Source organism: Mucilaginibacter sp. Mucisp73 (genome assembly GCF_059491465.1).
In genome coordinates this window covers 3904014-3919964 of record NZ_CP168507.1, presented here as the reverse complement: position 1 = coordinate 3919964, position 15951 = coordinate 3904014, and the positions used below count along the sequence as shown (strand labels likewise).

Annotated in this window: 11 protein-coding genes; 9 read left to right on the top strand and 2 right to left on the bottom strand. The window is 42.8% G+C overall.

Annotation, left to right across the window (positions count from 1 at the left end; translation table 11 throughout):
• Window positions 1–166 precede the first annotated feature (166 nt).
• The 7 genes from ACEN82_RS16270 (at window position 167) to ACEN82_RS16240 (ending at window position 10958) form a co-directional block, all read left to right on the top strand.
• On the top strand, window positions 167–790 hold the full coding sequence (locus ACEN82_RS16270; RefSeq protein WP_413318407.1) for an RNA polymerase sigma-70 factor: 624 nt from the start codon (window positions 167–169) through the stop codon (window positions 788–790).
• A 56-nt stretch (window positions 791–846) separates the two neighbouring features.
• On the top strand, window positions 847–1929 hold the full coding sequence (locus ACEN82_RS16265; RefSeq protein ID WP_413318409.1) for a FecR family protein: 1083 nt from the start codon (window positions 847–849) through the stop codon (window positions 1927–1929).
• A 160-nt stretch (window positions 1930–2089) separates the two neighbouring features.
• Window positions 2090–5437 carry a TonB-dependent receptor gene (locus ACEN82_RS16260; RefSeq protein WP_413318411.1) on the top strand — a complete coding sequence of 1116 codons (3348 nt, stop codon included), beginning with the start codon at window positions 2090–2092 and terminating at the stop codon, window positions 5435–5437.
• Between the two features lie 28 nt (window positions 5438–5465).
• A complete protein-coding gene (locus tag ACEN82_RS16255) occupies window positions 5466–7022 on the top strand; it encodes a RagB/SusD family nutrient uptake outer membrane protein (protein WP_413318413.1) in 1557 nt (518 codons plus the stop codon).
• 166 nt (window positions 7023–7188) lie between these two features.
• Window positions 7189–8676, top strand: coding sequence for an arabinan endo-1,5-alpha-L-arabinosidase (locus tag ACEN82_RS16250; protein WP_413318414.1), 1488 nt, complete (start codon window positions 7189–7191; stop codon window positions 8674–8676).
• 538 nt (window positions 8677–9214) lie between these two features.
• Window positions 9215–9649 (top strand): CBS domain-containing protein, encoded by a 435-nt coding sequence (locus ACEN82_RS16245; RefSeq protein ID WP_090524079.1) that lies wholly within the window; start codon window positions 9215–9217, stop codon window positions 9647–9649.
• A gap of 37 nt (window positions 9650–9686) precedes the next feature.
• Window positions 9687–10958 (top strand): DUF885 domain-containing protein, encoded by a 1272-nt coding sequence (locus ACEN82_RS16240; RefSeq protein ID WP_413318416.1) that lies wholly within the window; start codon window positions 9687–9689, stop codon window positions 10956–10958.
• A 123-nt stretch (window positions 10959–11081) separates the two neighbouring features.
• On the opposite strand, the gene ACEN82_RS16235 is transcribed toward ACEN82_RS16240, so the two are convergent.
• Window positions 11082–11708: a CatA-like O-acetyltransferase gene (locus tag ACEN82_RS16235; RefSeq protein ID WP_413318418.1), complete on the bottom strand. Its 627-nt coding sequence runs from the start codon at window positions 11706–11708 to the stop codon at window positions 11082–11084.
• Between the two features lie 143 nt (window positions 11709–11851).
• Here ACEN82_RS16235 and ACEN82_RS16230 point away from each other — a divergent pair, with 143 nt between their 5' ends.
• Window positions 11852–12694 (top strand): isocitrate lyase/PEP mutase family protein, encoded by an 843-nt coding sequence (locus ACEN82_RS16230; protein WP_413318420.1) that lies wholly within the window; start codon window positions 11852–11854, stop codon window positions 12692–12694.
• A gap of 165 nt (window positions 12695–12859) precedes the next feature.
• Window positions 12860–14104: a beta-ketoacyl-ACP synthase II gene (fabF, locus tag ACEN82_RS16225; RefSeq protein WP_413318422.1), complete on the top strand. Its 1245-nt coding sequence runs from the start codon at window positions 12860–12862 to the stop codon at window positions 14102–14104.
• Between the two features lie 87 nt (window positions 14105–14191).
• Here fabF and ACEN82_RS16220 read toward each other — a convergent pair whose 3' ends face one another.
• Window positions 14192–15865: a patatin-like phospholipase family protein gene (locus tag ACEN82_RS16220; RefSeq protein ID WP_413318424.1), complete on the bottom strand. Its 1674-nt coding sequence runs from the start codon at window positions 15863–15865 to the stop codon at window positions 14192–14194.
• Between the last annotated feature and the right edge of the window lie 86 nt (window positions 15866–15951).

Here is a 15951-nt window from a genome sequence, read left to right as displayed (position 1 = left end):
TTAGCAGAATATGCTTATAAATTTGATGAAAAATATTTTAATTGTTTTTTGAACAATTAAAATAAATATTATACCTTAGATTTTCATTAGCGTGATAACCTCGCTTTAATGAAGACCAATAGCCAATTATATTGAATTAAACCATACAAGAACTGTTTCACGGTTTTTGATCAAAGTAAATACAACCGATAAGGAGATGCTGGACACCGAGATTAGGTACTTACTTAATGATATTGCTCTAAACAGCAGCAGGGCTTCCTTTAAAAGGTTGTACCTGGCTTATTATGGTAAATTATTTAACCTGGCAAAATCACTGGTAAAGCAGGATGAACTTGCCGAAGAAATCACCGATGATGTTTTCATGAACCTTTGGGGGCGCCGGGCTTCTATTGCGGAGATCAATAACTTTACTTATTACTGCTATACATCGGTTAAAAATAAGTCGCTTACCTGTGTATCCAAAAATCGGCTTAAAAGCGTAAATATTGATGATATAAAGGTAGACGTTGCCGATTCGGGCGCTACAGGTGAAGATAAGCTGGTTTATGAAGATCTTACCAAACTCATCAATACTACTTTAAACAAACTTTCCGAACAATGCCGCCTGGTTTTTAAGCTGATAAAAGAGGACGGCTTGAAATATCGCGAAGTAGCCGAGCTGCTCGATATCTCTATAAAAACGGTTGAATACCATATGGGCAACGCGTTGAAAACCCTTGCGCAAGGGTTAAAAGACACCGAAAAAACGACGATGCCTGCCAGCCCCGAAAAAATTTCAAAAAATATTTGATCTGCCCACTGGGGTATCCCGATTATTTACAGTCTTTATATATAGAGCCGTAAATAATGATCAACAACATCTGGATACTTATTGGTAAAAAGTTAAATGGTGAAGCTTCGCCCGAAGAGTTACTTGAACTTGAACAACTGTTGCAGCAACAGGAAGCCGCCGGTATGTACCCAATGGATGGGCTGGAAGCGATCTGGAAAAATGATCAGCAAACAAGCCAGGATGAAAAGCTGTTAAGCAAGTGGGATGCTTTTGAAACCGAACTTGATGTAATTGAAGAAAAGGAAGCTGAAGAAGCCGCTCAAATCATCTCAATCCAAAGCAAAACAAAAAAAAATGGGATCATTAAACTGGGATCGTTATTAGCTGCCGCATGTTTGATGCTGGGCATATTTTGGTTTACCCGCAAAGAAACTATTACTACCGGGAAACCCAATGAAATAACTGCTCCTAAAAACGGAATTAGCAAAATTCAACTACCGGATGGCAGCCGTGTTTGGCTTAATATGGGCAGCAAACTCACTTACAGCAATGATTTTGGTGCCGATCAAAGAAGGGTAAGCCTTGTTGGCGAAGCTTTTTTTGATGTTGTTAAAGATCCGCAGCACCCTTTTGTAGTTACTACCACAACCATCAGCATTAGGGTGTTAGGTACTAAATTCAATGTGCGTTCATACAATAATGATAAAACATCCGAAGCCGCACTCATTCGCGGTAAAATTGAACTTACCGTTTTAAAAAATCCCGAAAAAAAGATCATCCTTAACCCATCAGAAAAAATTACGGTGATCAACAACCAGGAACTACAACTTAAAAGTAATACCCCAACGTATAAGATAGCTGAAGAAACTCCGCTTATAGCACTGAGCCGTATCCACCAGGCCAAAAAGGACACTTTGCCATCAGAAGCCTTATGGCTTGAAAATAAACTGGCCTTTGACGCTGAAGACTTTGAAAACATCGCCCAAAAAATGGAGCGCAGATATAATGTGAACATCGTTTTTGAAAATGAGGATGTAAAAAAGCTGCGCTTTACGGGGAAATTTCAAAAAGAATCGATTAACAAGGCTTTATTGAGCCTGCAGAAAACGGCGGCTTTTCATTATAAAATTGACACTAACCAAATTGTAATTTATTAATTAATAAACCTTTATGAAAGAGCCTATGCGTAAATAAGTATCAAATCTTAAACCATAAAAAATGGGAAGATGTTCCCGCATCCCCCCATTATAATGTGGTACAAGTTAACTACCAGTCCTTCTATAAACCAAATAGTTAAAATAACCTTAATGCTAAATTATGAAAAAAAATGCACACCGCATTAACCCATTGCGGCTGAACCAATTTTTGAAAGTACTTCTTATGTTTAAATTTATCTGTATCCTGGTACTCGCCTCCTCGTTGCAGGCGTTTTCAAAGGGATATGGTCAGACCCGCATCAACGTTAATTTCCAAAACATGCCCCTGAAAAAGGCGTTAAAGGAAATCGAAAAAAAGTCTGACTATCGCTTTTTGTATAACGACGATATGTTGTTGAAAAACGATATGCCCGCCAGTTTAAATACAAAAGATGCATCGCTTGAAGAGGTGATGAAAATTGTACTTAGCAATACCAACCTGAGTTATACACTGGGTGATAATAACCTGGTTATCCTTACCGAAAAGGGAAAGGCAATGGCCCCGGGCACTGTGAGCGGTAAAGTGACCGACGAGGCCGACCTGCCCATGCCTGGTGTTACCGTGAAGGTAAAGGGTACCAATGTTAGCGCCCAAACCGATTTGCAGGGGCGTTATACCTTAAATATTCCCGATAATAATACAGGTGGTGTAGTGCTTGTATTTTCGTTTGTTGGCTATGTCTCGCAGGAAATAACAGTTACCGGCAACTCGTTAATCAATGTACAGTTAAAAGCAGCATCCAACTCTTTAAACGAAGTAATAGTGGTTGGATACGGCACACAGAAAAAGGAAAACCTTACAGGTTCTGTTACTGTGGTTAACCTTAAGGATGCCAACAAGCGGGTAACACCCGATGTTGCAAGAGCGTTACAGGGGCAGGTAGCCGGTGTACAGGTAAATGGATCTGGTGTTCCGGGCGAAGGTGTTTCTATCCGCATCCGTGGTGTAAGCTCATTAAATAGCAATAACCCGTTGTTTATAATTGACGGTGTGCCAACATTTGAGCCTTTTGACTTCCCGAATACTGATATTGAAAGTTTGCAAGTGATTAAAGATGCATCTGCGGGCGCAATTTATGGGTTTCGTGGTGCTAATGGTGTAGTTATCATCACCACCAAACGAGGCAAAAATGGTCCGATGAAGATCAACTACAACGGCTATGCAGGTTTTCAGAAAAATCCAAAAACGCTTTCCGTTACCGATAGGATAGGTTATCAAAAAATCGCTAATGCAGCTGAAACTAATGCAGGTTTGTCTTTAGCACCAGGTAATGATCCGTCATCAAGCAAATTTATCAGTAATGTAAATACCGACTGGCAAAAATCAGGTTTCCGAACCGGCTATACCCAAAGCCATGACCTCGGTTTATCCGGAGGTAACGATAACATGAGCTATAATGTTGCTTTTGACTACTTTAACCAAACCGGTACAACGGTATCCGGGCCCTCATATACCCGGTATAACCTAAGCGGCAATATTCAAGGCAAAAAAGGTATCGTATCTTTCGGTACTAAGTTTGCCTATACCGAAGGTGATTATAATAACCTGGCATATCCGCACCTGCACGGTACAGGTAACCAAATAGTCGACCTGGTTACTGCAATTCCTACCATGCCTATTTATGACCCTAACCGCGTTGGCGGTTATGGAGGTGTTGATCAAAATACACAGAGGGCTATTTCGCTAAATATTATAGGTGTAAATAACTTATTGAACAGCACAGGCCAGCGTAACCGTATGATGGCATCGGCCTGGATGGAGGTAGATATACTTAAGAACCTAAAATACCGCATCAGCGGAAGTTACGACCGCAACGATTTTAGAAACACTTATTTTGATCCTATTTATGATTTGGGCTGGTTTTATCCCAATACAACTGCTTACTACAGTGATGCCAGGGGCAACTATTATACCCAATTGATAGAAAACACGCTGAGCTATAAACTGAATGTTAAAAAGCATAATTTTGAGATTTTGGCAGGTACCGCGTATCAGAAAAATGCTACCAGCAATTTAACAGGTGTAGCATTAAACTTGCCCCAGCCTTATTTATTCTCACTTGACAACGTAAGTAACCCGGCTAATAAAACAGCTTACAGCAACAGCTTTATTACCAAATTTTATTCGCCGATATTTGCACGTATCAATTACAATTATGATGACAGGTATCTGTTAACCTTTAACTATAGGCGAGACGGTAGCTCCCAACTTACTCAACAGCATCGTTATGGGAATTTCCCGGGAGCATCAATCGGTTGGAACATCAATAAAGAAAAATTTATACACCTGCCAGAGGCTATTACGCAGTTAAAACTTAAAGCCGGGTACGGAATATTGGGTAACATAAACGCTTTATCTAATCCATATCCTTACCAAACCATTGTAAATGGAAATGCAAGCTATGTGTTTGGTAATACACTTGCTACAGGAACAACCCAAACCCAGGTGTTTGACCAAACCAATAAATGGGAAGGTAAAAAAACAACCAACATCGGCCTTGATTTAAGCTTGTTTCATGACCAGCTTGCATTTTCATCAGAGTATTATATCAATAAAATTACCGGTGTATTGTTAGGGGTGCCTATTCCGCCTTCGGTAGGGGCAATTAATACGCCGCTGGTTAATGCTGCCTCTTTTACCAATAAAGGTATCGAGTTTACGGTAACTTATCGCAGCAGGGATACCGGTCCGTTCAATTACACCATTAGCGCAAATGCTTCAACCGTTAAGAATAAGGTGACATCATTAGGCAATGGCGGTAACCCGATATATGGCGCGTACAGCAAAACAGCAGTAGGCGGCGAAGTTGGTGAGCTATATGCTTTTAAAACCGAAGGCATTTTTAAAAATGCTGCCGAAGTGGCCGCCCATGCTACTCAAACAGGTGCCGCTCCCGGCGATGTTAAGTTTGTTGATACCGACCATAACGGTATTATCAATGATGATGACCGTGTTTATCTGGGCTCTGCAATTCCAAAACTTTACTATGGATTCAATTTTAGCGCCAACTATAAAAACATTGACGCGTCAATATTTATACAGGGTAATTACGGCAGCAAAATTGCCAATGGTGTTTATCAGGCTTTAATGACCGGTCAGTATGGCAATCAAAGTACTGATGAATTAAATTACTGGACACCATCCAATACCAATACTAATGTGCCAAGGCCAATTATCGGCGATCCGAACGCGAATGGTCGCAATTCGGATAGGTTCATTCAAAGTGCCTCATATGCCCGCCTGCAAACTGCACAGTTAGGTTATACGTTGCCTGCCGCTTTATTAAACCGCACACACGTATTCAGGAGCGTAAGGATCTACCTGTCAGGGCAAAATCTTTATACAATAACCAAATACAAAGGTTACGATCCTGATTTTATTAATGATGGTACAATTAACCGCGGTTTTGATTATGGTTCGTTCCCTAATCCGCGCACTTTGCTGGTTGGTTTACAGGTAGGCTTATAATTATTGATAAACATTAAACATTAGTATAATGAAAAATATATTTAAAAAGGCCATAGTTACTGGTTTAGTACTGTCGGCTTTTGCAATGGGGTGTAAAAAAAGTGATTTAAATACTGTAAACCCTAACGCGCAAACAACCCAAACGTTTTGGCAAACTTCTGATGATGCTGTAAAAGGGATAAATGCGGTATATGGCAGTTTAATTATTGATGGTTCATACATGCGTTTTTCGCCGATAGTGGAAAACACAAGGGGCGATGATGCTACAAGCTACAGTCCATGGGACCAGATCTATAACATGGGTAAGTTCAATATGCAAAGCAGTGGCGCGGGCGTACTGTTTTCATGGACGGCCTATTACCAGGGTATTTTACGCGCAAACGAAGTGCTGAAATATGTACCCGCCATTAATATGGATGCCGAACTGAAAAAACGTGTATTGGGTCAGGCCTATTTTCTGCGTGGCCTGTATTATTTCCACCTGGCCGATTTTTATAAAAACGTGCCTATGCCGTTGGTTCCTGCCGGCTCAAGTGCCGATTATTTCCAAAAGCAACAGCCCCAGGATGTAGTTTGGGCACAGGTGATCAGCGATTTTAAAGCTGCCGAAGGCATGCTGCCAGCAACTTACAGCGGCTTATCGCCCGATGGACAGATAGGTCGTGCTACCAGGGGAGCGGCAGCAGCGTTTCTGGGGAAAACCTACCTGTTCACAAAAAAATATGCGGAAGCTGCTGCCGAGTTCAAATCAGTTATTGACATGGGTACTTATAGCCTTGTGCCTAATTACTACGATAACTTTTTTGCCAATAATGAAAACAACTCCGAATCGATTTTTGAGGTTCAGTTTTCAAGGGATGCCGGAGGTACTGATCTGGGCTGGGGAGGCGATCCGTCATCAGGATGGGGCCGTACATCTGCCCGTGCCATCACCTTTGGCGCAGCGAGTTTTGGTTTTACAGATGTGCAGCCAACGCCTGCATTATACAATGAATATCTGCAGGAAAAAACAACCAGTGGCGGTGTCGACCCCCGTTTGGATGTAACCATGTATTACAACAAACCCGGCGAAAAATTATATAACCAGGATTTTGCCACCCGCTATGCCGGCAGCTCCTCATTAAATGCCCTGTTTTGCCATAAGTATGAAAACGGCGACAGCGGCCAGGCCGATGAGTATGACTGGAGATCAGGTATCAACGAAAGATTGATGCGTTATGCTGATGTACTGCTGATGTACGCTGAGTGTTTGAACGAATTGGGCCAAACAAATGATGCTTATCAATATATCCAACGGGTACGCAGCCGTGTTGGTTTGCCAAACTTAGCTACGGTAAAACCGGGCATGAGCCAGGCTGAGATGCGCGATCAGATAGGTCACGAACGTTTCCTTGAATTTTCGTTGGAAGGTCACCGTTTTGATGATATCCGCCGCTGGGGCTGGTTACAGGATGCAGCTAAACTGGCCTGGCTAAAATCCCGCGACCCGGAATTTAATACCTATACCGCAGGTAAAGAGTATTTGCCGATACCGCTGAGCGAAGTGCAAACCAATGTTGGTTTGGTACAAAATACGGGGTATTAGGAAAAAAGAGCGGGGGAGGTGTGATTCCTTCCCAGGGGAAGGAGGAGGAAGGGGTTTATGAATCATGACAAATATACTGATAAACCCCTCCCTGCCACTTCACAGCCCGCCACACCCCTCCCGCGGGAGGGAATTAAAAAATTAAGTGAAAGAGATGACTAAGACGATGAATACAGCGAAAAATCTATACTTAATAACCGCACTGGCAACAGTGCTGTTTTCCTGCTCAAAAAAGGAGACACCTGCGCCAACTAAAACGGATACTACCACAACTACACCGATAACAACAGCGTTTGATATCAACAGTATCAGTGATACTTATGCGGATATTGCGGCATTTACCTATTATCCTAAGTGGACAGTGTATAACGTGCATGACCCATCCATTAAAAAGTTTGGTGATTATTATTATTGCTATAGTACTGATGTAGCTTTTGGTACTGATGTAAGGCCGGGCCTGCAAATCCGCAGGTCGAAGGATTTGGTGCAGTGGGAGTATGTGGGCTGGGTATTTTCGTCATTGCCGGCGCAGGGATCTGCCTATATTACGGGTAAAGGCGGTACGCCTTACAACGCCTTATGGGCACCTTACGTAATGAAGGTGGGTTCGGAGTACAGATTGTATTATTCGCTTTCATCGCCTGTAGCACGCCTGAGTGTTATCGGTATGGCAACGGCTTCATCGCCTGATGGTCCCTGGACGGAGAAAGGCCTCGTTGTAACATCAACCAATGATGCCAGTATCCAAACAAACGCTATCGACCCAACTGTAATAACGACAACCACCGGCGAGCAGTATATGTATTATGGCTCGGCCTGGGATGGGATCTATATCCTGAAACTTGATCCTTCAACCGGCCTGGCGGCCAGCTCGGGTGATAAGGGCAAGCGCATAGCTAACCGCGGTTTTACCGGCGGCAAATACAATGGTAACATTGAAGGTGCGGAAGTGATCTACAACCCCGATCTGAAAAAGTATTTCCTGTTTATCAGTTATGACTGGCTGCAAACCAAGTATAATGTTAGGGTAGGGAGGGGCGATAGTCCGACCGGTCCGTTTTATGATTATAACGGGCATGACATCAATACCAATGAAGATCATGGCCCCATGATCCTTGCGCCATACCAGTTCAGCAACCAAAGCGGCTGGCAGGGCACAGGGCATTGTGCAGTGTTTGACAACGGTAGCGGGCAATATTACATGGCGCACCAGGGCAGGCCGGGTATTAACTCCTACTTTATGGACCTGCACGTTCGTAAAATATCATGGACAACCGACGGCTGGCCAATAGTATCGCCTGAGCGATATGCCAATGTTGCTCAAACAACTATAGCTGCAGCCGATGTGGCAGGGACCTATGAAAAAATTACGCTGAATTATCATGTTGTACCGGGTTATGGTACCGAGCAAACCAATCCGGATTTCCAGGTTTCAACAACCTTTAAACTGGATGCTGCCGGTACTATTGATGGTAACACTGCTGATAAATGGACATTTACCGCTCCATGGCTTGAGCTTAAATACAGCAACGGCGATACTTACAAGCTAAAAGTTGAACGTGAGCGCGACTGGGAAAATAAAATAACATCAACCCTGATATTTACCGGGCTGGATAACCATGGCACCGCCATTTGGGGAAAGAGAAAACAATAGGTTTGTTTTTATATAGGTTGGTAGCCCTTCGGTTTAATTACCGGGGGGCTTTTTTAATAAAATAAATTGAGATTGTTGGTGAAGCTATTTTGTCAGCGCCTTTTATTATTGGGGTAACTTATTCAAAAAATTACGATAAAAACAAAAAAAACAGGTTGAATAAACATGGCGTCAAATCTTCTGTAAAATACGTATTGTTTTATTCTTATTAGTTTTATTTACTGATTATTAGTTAGTTGAATGTGTTTTATTGAATTGGCTAATTGATTGATTATCAACTTGTTTCATTTTTATGCTGTTCCGCGTTTCAGACTCAAAAAATGGAACATTTATTTTTCTGCAAAAAAGACAGCCGGCGTTTTTTTAATTTTTTTTCGGGAATCAAAAAATTGGGACACCCGTTTTGTTACAATATAAGGATTGGTTTAACTGCATGGCCGAACGTTTTTTTTAGCCTGAATAGATTTTGTTTTCCACAATCCATTGTTTTTCTGTTACTTATTCGTATCTTGAATTTACCAAATTAACCTGAGTATTTATGAAAAGTGTAAAGCATATCCTGGCCCGTAAGGGGAACAACGTTACTGCAGTACCTGCCGATACCACCGTGTTTAACGTGTTGAAACTGATGGCCGAAAAAAACATCGGCTCGGTAGTGGTAACCGAAAATGGCAGGTATATGGGCCTGATGACAGAGAGGGATTACTCCCGTAAAATCATTTTAATGGGTAAACACTCCGACGAAACCACCGCCGGCGAGATCATAAGTACCAATTTCCCGAGGATCACCCCCGAATCATCAGTTGATGAATGCATGCTGATCATGAGCGAAAATAATATCAGGTATTTACCGGTGTTTGATGTGGCCGATCAGTTATGCGGTATTATTTCAATGAGTGATGTGGTGTACGAAACTATCCATTCGCAAAGGGAAACTATTGAGCAATTGCACAGCTACATTCAGTCAACATAAGCAAAAGTGCTTTTGGATGAGGCGACCTCTTGTTTTTTTGTTTTTTATTTTAACTTCTTCTTTTGCTTTTGGTCAGCAAACGTTTGATGCTTTTTGCAATGATTTTGTAACCGGTTACACTAAATTGCATTTGCCCCAACTGGAATTAAGCTACACAAGCGGATTAGAACATATCGGCACCGCCGCTGATGTGCAAAAACAGTTAGCTTTTTTTGAAAAAGTTACGACTGATTTATCAGCCTTCAAAGCAGGTCAGCTCAGCGAACCGGAAAAAGTAGATTATCAGCTGATCAGCTATGAAATCGCCCTTAATTTAGAGCGGATTAAACTTGAGCAGGATTGGTTAAAGAATAAACCTGCTGTAATCCCCACAGGCGGTATTATCACTATCCCCAACGGCAAAGCCTGGTATGCCTACCTGCTAAAACGCTGGACCAGTGCCAGCGCCACTCCTGATGAGATCTACCAGTTTGGCCTTAGCGAAGTGGCCCGCGTTCAAAAGCATATTGAAACTATCCGCCAGCAAACCGGGTTAAACGAGGATGGTTTTGATGAGCACCTCAATGATCCTTCCTTTTTTATCAGTGACCCGAAGTTAGTTCAGCAAGCCTTCGAAAATACCAAAGCGGTCATTTATGCCAACATGCCCAAACTGTTTAGTACTACCAACATAGCCCCGCTAAAAATTGTAAAAGGCGAAAACAGGCAACTGGCACAAACGCCCGGCTATTACGATAATAATGCGTTTTACTATAATCTTTTTGATAAGCCATACAATAAGCGGCAGGTCGACTGGCTTTTTATGCACGAGGGCGTTCCCGGTCACCATTACCAGGCGAGTATGGAGGCACAAATCAAAACATCAGCCGTGCAGCAGCTTTTTTATTATATGGGCTTTGCTGAGGGTTGGGCGGCCTATACAGAAGAGTTAGGCAAACAACTTGGTGTATACAAAACGACTCATGATGAGCTGGGCAAATGGGAGTGGGACATTGTACGGTCGGTACGTGTACCCTTGGATGTAGCGCTTAATTATTACGGCTGGACAGATGAACAGGCACTGGCATTTTGGAAAAAGAATATCCGGGGGCAGGATGATATTGCCATGCGCGAAATTGCCCGCATGCGCCGCTGGCCGGCACAGGTAGTTACCTACAAGTATGGCGCTTTACAGATACTGCACTGGAAAGAGGAATTGCAGCAAAAGCAGGGTGCCCAATTTAACATCAGGGATTTTCATTCACGCGTGCTTGATTATGGTTCGCTCCCATTGTTTATGGTGAAGGAAAATGTGTTTAAAAAAAGTTAAACTTTTTATCTTGTAAATCAATAGATGGAAAGATAGCACCAGAGGTGCTAAAGGGTTGTAGAATAATTATTAAAGGGTTTTAGCGTGCCTGAGGTACGCAACGTCTGCGCGTTTTACGGTAGCCTAAAATCCTTTGTTCAGCAGCTCCTGGTAACAATCTATATACTGGCCCACGTGGATGCCATCAATCAACGCGTGATTTACATGGACGGATACCGGCATGGTGCGCTTACCATGATGTTCGGTCATTTTACCAAACGAAACCTTGGGGCAGCTGTCCATAAATGAAAACATGCGCGCATGCGACAGTGAGGTAAAATTGATCCAGGGTAGCGAAGAAAAACGGATCACATTGTTTAAAGCTTTGCGTTCAAGTAGGTTGTTACTTTGCACGCGTTCAATTTCTTTATTTGCATCGCGGGCAAAATCTTCGAACAAGGGATGAAAAGGCCATTCACCAAAGCCAAATGTGCCATTAGCCCGCGGAACGGTTGAGCTGGCATCAATTCGGTCATAAATAAAAACATCATCGCCCTCCATACGATATTTGAAAGGCTCAATAATTTGCGAGGCAGCTAAAGACTGATACATGGTATAAAGGAAAAATGAGATCCCGTTATCCTTCACAAACTTATAGGCCGCCGTTACATCAACGTTTACGTTTACGCCGTAATAGGGTTCCTCAAACTGTTTAAAAAAGTTGTAATGCTCTTTCCTGATCCAGTTTTCAATATCTACTTTTTGTTTCATAACTATTGCTGTTGCAATAATAGGGATATTAAGTCGGAAGTTAGAAGTCGTAAGTCTTAAGTCAAAAAGCAAATTTCTGGCTTAAGACTTGTGATTGCAGGCTAACTTTTGCTTAATTTCGATAAACACTAATCTACCTTCAAATGTCATCTGCAATAAACAATTACCAATATCAAAAAGCCGAAGTTTTTAAAGCTCTGCATGAACGTGATGGCCTGTTTGTTATCCCTAATCCATGGGATGCCGGTTCGGCTAAAATTTTAGCCGGTTTAGGCTTTGAAGCTTTTACTACTACCAGTGCCGGGTTGGCTTATGCACTGGGCCGGCCGGATGGTCATTCTCTGATCAGTCGCGATGAAACGCTTGATAATGCAAGGGCTATCATCAATGCAACCCATTTACCGGTAGCTGCCGATTTGGAGAATGGTTTTGGAGATACGCCGGAGATTTGTGCCGAAACTATCTTAGCCGCAGCGGGAGTGGGACTGGTTGGCGGTTCGATAGAAGATGCTACGGGGAATGATAAAGATCCCATTTACAATTTCGACCTTTCGGTTGCGCGGGTAAGGGCTGCTGTTGAAGCAGCGCGGAGTTTACCTTTTCATTTTATGCTAACCGCCAGGGCCGAAAATATGATCCACGGGAAAATAGATCTGCAGGACACCATGAAACGCCTTGTTGCTTATGCCGATGCAGGTGCCGATGTGCTTTTTGCGCCGGGCCTCAAAACGAGGGAACAAATAAGCGAAGTAGTAAAAGCCGTTGCGCCTAAGCCCGTGAATATTGTACTTGGCGCAGCAGGTTTTGATATTAACTTCAATGAACTTGCCGACCTGGGTGTAAAAAGGGTAAGTCTTGGTTCTGCATTGGCAAGGGCTGCTTTGGGCGCTTTTCAGCGGGCCGCTGTTGAGCTTTCACAGGGAAGGTATGGTTTTGTAAATGATGCTGTTCCTTATTCGGAACTAAATAAGATTTTTGGAAAATAATCGAATCTCTTTCCTTGATTTAACCATGATGGTTTTTGAACTGTTTTAACTTTTGGTCATGCCATAACCCGGTAATTTTCAGCATGTAAAACCAGTACATATTGAATTATCAAAATACCAAGTGGTATATATTTATATCTTTGCGCCGATTTTAATAAAACCATCATGTTAAACAGAGTAGTTATAACAGGTCTGGGCGCTTTAACACCGCTTGGAAATAATGTAAAAACTTATTGGCAAAATTTAATTGTCGGTAAAAGCGGCGCTGCAACCATCACCCGTTTTGATGCATCATTATTCCGTACGCAATTTGCCTGCGAACTGAAGGATTTCAATATCACAGATCACCTGGATAAAGCAGAATTAAAACGTACCGATACCTTCACCCAGTATGCGCTTGTTGCAGCTAATGAAGCGATTAAGGATTCAGGCTTTGATTTGAGTAAAATGGATCCGTTTGATATTGGCATAATTTGGGGCAGCGGACAAGGCGGTATGGAAACTTTTGAAGAGCAGGTAACCGAATATGCGAAAGGTAATGGACAGCCGCGGTTCAGCCCGTTTTTTGTGCCGAAGTTTATATCTAACATGGCTTCGGGTATGATCTCTATCCGCAACGGTTTTATGGGCATCAATTACACCACGGTTTCGGCCTGTGCTACGTCCAATACCGCTATTATGGATGCCTTTAACTACATCCGTTTAGGTAAGGCTAAAATTATTGTTACTGGCGGTTCAGAAGCGCCTATTACGCCGGCTTCTATCGGTGGTTTTAGTTCAATGAAGGCGATGTCGGGCCGCAATAACGATCCGCAGCATGCTTCACGGCCATTTGATACTGATCGTGATGGTTTTGTTATGGGTGAAGGCGCCGGTGCCTTGGTACTTGAAGACTATGATCATGCAGTTGCCCGCGGCGCACATATTTACGCAGAGGTGACCGGGGCATCTATGACTGCTGATGCATACCACATGACAGCCACTCATCCGGAAGGATTAGGTGCTGCCCGTGCCATGCAGCAGGCATTGACCGAATCGGGTTTAAGCATTGAGGATGTAGATTACCTGAATATGCACGCCACATCAACGCCGGTTGGCGACTTATCTGAAATTAACGCTTTGCTTGCTGTTACAAAAGGTAAAGAAACAAACACCATCATCGGTTCAACCAAATCAATGACTGGTCACCTGCTTGGTGCCGCCGGTGCTATTGAAGCCATAGCTGCTATAAAATCAATTGAAAATCAAATAATCCCGCCAACAATCAATACCACAACTTTAGACCCCGCTATTCCGGATAATTTGAAGTTTGTATTGAAAGATGCCATCGACCATAAAGTGAAAGTAGCCATGAGCAATACTTTTGGCTTTGGCGGGCATAACGGGATAGTTGTATTTAAAGCTATTTAAAGCTCAAATGAGAAAGCTATTGAAGACTTACGAAGTTTTTTAAACTTCGTAAGTCTGGATTTTAGTAAGTTTAATTTCATGTGCTGCTTACGGCAGTAGCTTCCAGGTTTTTAGTTCGCCTTTTATCACCACCATAATTTTATTGGTTACCATTTTATTGAGGATCACCTTAGCGCCTATCCACAACAGGCTTTTGGTAAGCCACCCTAAATCTGCTACATTGAGCATAATGGTTTGAGCCCGATTTTTTAATCCATCACTAAAACGGTCTATATCCTGTTCTTTAATAGTAGGCCAGTTGTTGCCCGAACTAAATTTAATATCAGGGAATTTAATATCTTCTTCAAATACAGGGATGATCTGGTAGCTATCACTTTGGGTCGATTTAAATTTGGCTTTGTCGGCATTGGCATAGCCATCTTTAAAAATAGGGTTGGTAGTAAGTGCTTTGGCTGGTATGGTAAAGTAATCGCGTAAAAATATCTTACAATTGTGGCGGCCCAAAAAGAAATCATGCACCCGAAATTCTTTATTTAAAAATCCGCTAAACCCACTTAAAGCACCGCAGGCTATGGCTTGTTCGCCGGTTAAATCTGTCGATTTACCATCTGGCGTATCTACCCTTCGTGATGGTGTGATCAGGTATTGGCCCGCGCAATCTTCGTCCATCGCATCTTTAATATTAACAGCCTTTGAGCGCATTTGCGATAGCATAGATGACAACGTTAAACCTACTACGTTTGATATAGACCTTGACTGTGAAATTGGCGTGGGCGCCTGGGTAGGGAAAGGTTCAATCATCAGCACAGTTGAAACAAACTTGTTAAAGTTGTTGTAGTCCACATCGGGCTGACCGGTAAGATCGTCCAAAACACTTCTGACTTTATCAAAAGGTTCGTTATTGATCATGCCACCGTCAACGTTTAGAGTTTGGTATGCACCGGCATCAATAGGGGTATTAACCAGGTAATTGCTTAACCATGGGTTATTGTTAACATATTGGGCATCGCGTTTAACTATCCTTGATTGCAATCCAACCGGAAAGGCGCCGGTGGCCATTGCAGCGTCGGCGGCTATATCCGTATTAATATTATTTTTCAGGTCAAGCGGCATCCATCCGTTATTATGCCCGGCAATGGCGTTTTCTGTAAGTTCAAAGCATGCGTAATCATTGTGGATGCGCATGTTATATTTGGTACGCTGCGGCGATGACGAATTAAACGGAACATTGTAGGCGTAGCCCTGCAGGTTTGTAAGCGTGGTAAAGATCTTTAAACCGGGTTTAATATAAGCGGGCAACGGCTGCCATTGTTTTGGATCGGCAGCAACTACGCGTTTGGCAACATCATTGATAAAATCAGAATTAAGTGCAGATATTACACCCGAGCTTTTGATGTCGCTGGTATCCAGCATTTTTGTGAACATATCAGCCTGCACAAGGTCAACCCAGGAGTGGTAGAGCTTGTTTTCGGGATGCTCGGCTAAAAGATCTCCCGATGGCTTGTCGATATGAGTTATCGGGTTGTTAAGGGAGGATGCGGCCATGATACTGGTCATACCGCCTGCCGACGCGCCGCCCATTACCGGGATCTGCACTTTGTGCGATGGTACGCCTGGCTCATTGCGGTGCTTTTCCCATTCGGCCAATGCCTGGAGCAAGTAATCAATAACGCCTGCTGTGTAAGCCCCGGCAGATACGGCGCCGGCCATACAAAGTCCTACATAAAATACTTGCTGATCTGAAGTTTTATCTGCTTCCATGAGATAGATATTAGGTTGGGTTGTTAAATTTAAAAAAAGGACCGCACAATATGATACGTGAAACTACGTGAGTTGATAGCGGGTTT

Coding starts and splice junctions, on each gene's coding strand:
- ACEN82_RS16230 (WP_413318420.1), top strand. CDS start 11,852: ATGTCATCTGCAATAAACAATTACCAATATCAAAAAGCCGAAGTTTTT.
- ACEN82_RS16235 (WP_413318418.1), bottom strand. CDS start 11,708: ATGAAACAAAAAGTAGATATTGAAAACTGGATCAGGAAAGAGCATTAC.
- ACEN82_RS16220 (WP_413318424.1), bottom strand. CDS start 15,865: ATGGAAGCAGATAAAACTTCAGATCAGCAAGTATTTTATGTAGGACTT.
- ACEN82_RS16245 (WP_090524079.1), top strand. CDS start 9,215: ATGAAAAGTGTAAAGCATATCCTGGCCCGTAAGGGGAACAACGTTACT.
- ACEN82_RS16250 (WP_413318414.1), top strand. CDS start 7,189: ATGAATACAGCGAAAAATCTATACTTAATAACCGCACTGGCAACAGTG.
- ACEN82_RS16260 (WP_413318411.1), top strand. CDS start 2,090: ATGAAAAAAAATGCACACCGCATTAACCCATTGCGGCTGAACCAATTT.
- ACEN82_RS16265 (WP_413318409.1), top strand. CDS start 847: ATGATCAACAACATCTGGATACTTATTGGTAAAAAGTTAAATGGTGAA.
- fabF (WP_413318422.1), top strand. CDS start 12,860: ATGTTAAACAGAGTAGTTATAACAGGTCTGGGCGCTTTAACACCGCTT.
- ACEN82_RS16255 (WP_413318413.1), top strand. CDS start 5,466: ATGAAAAATATATTTAAAAAGGCCATAGTTACTGGTTTAGTACTGTCG.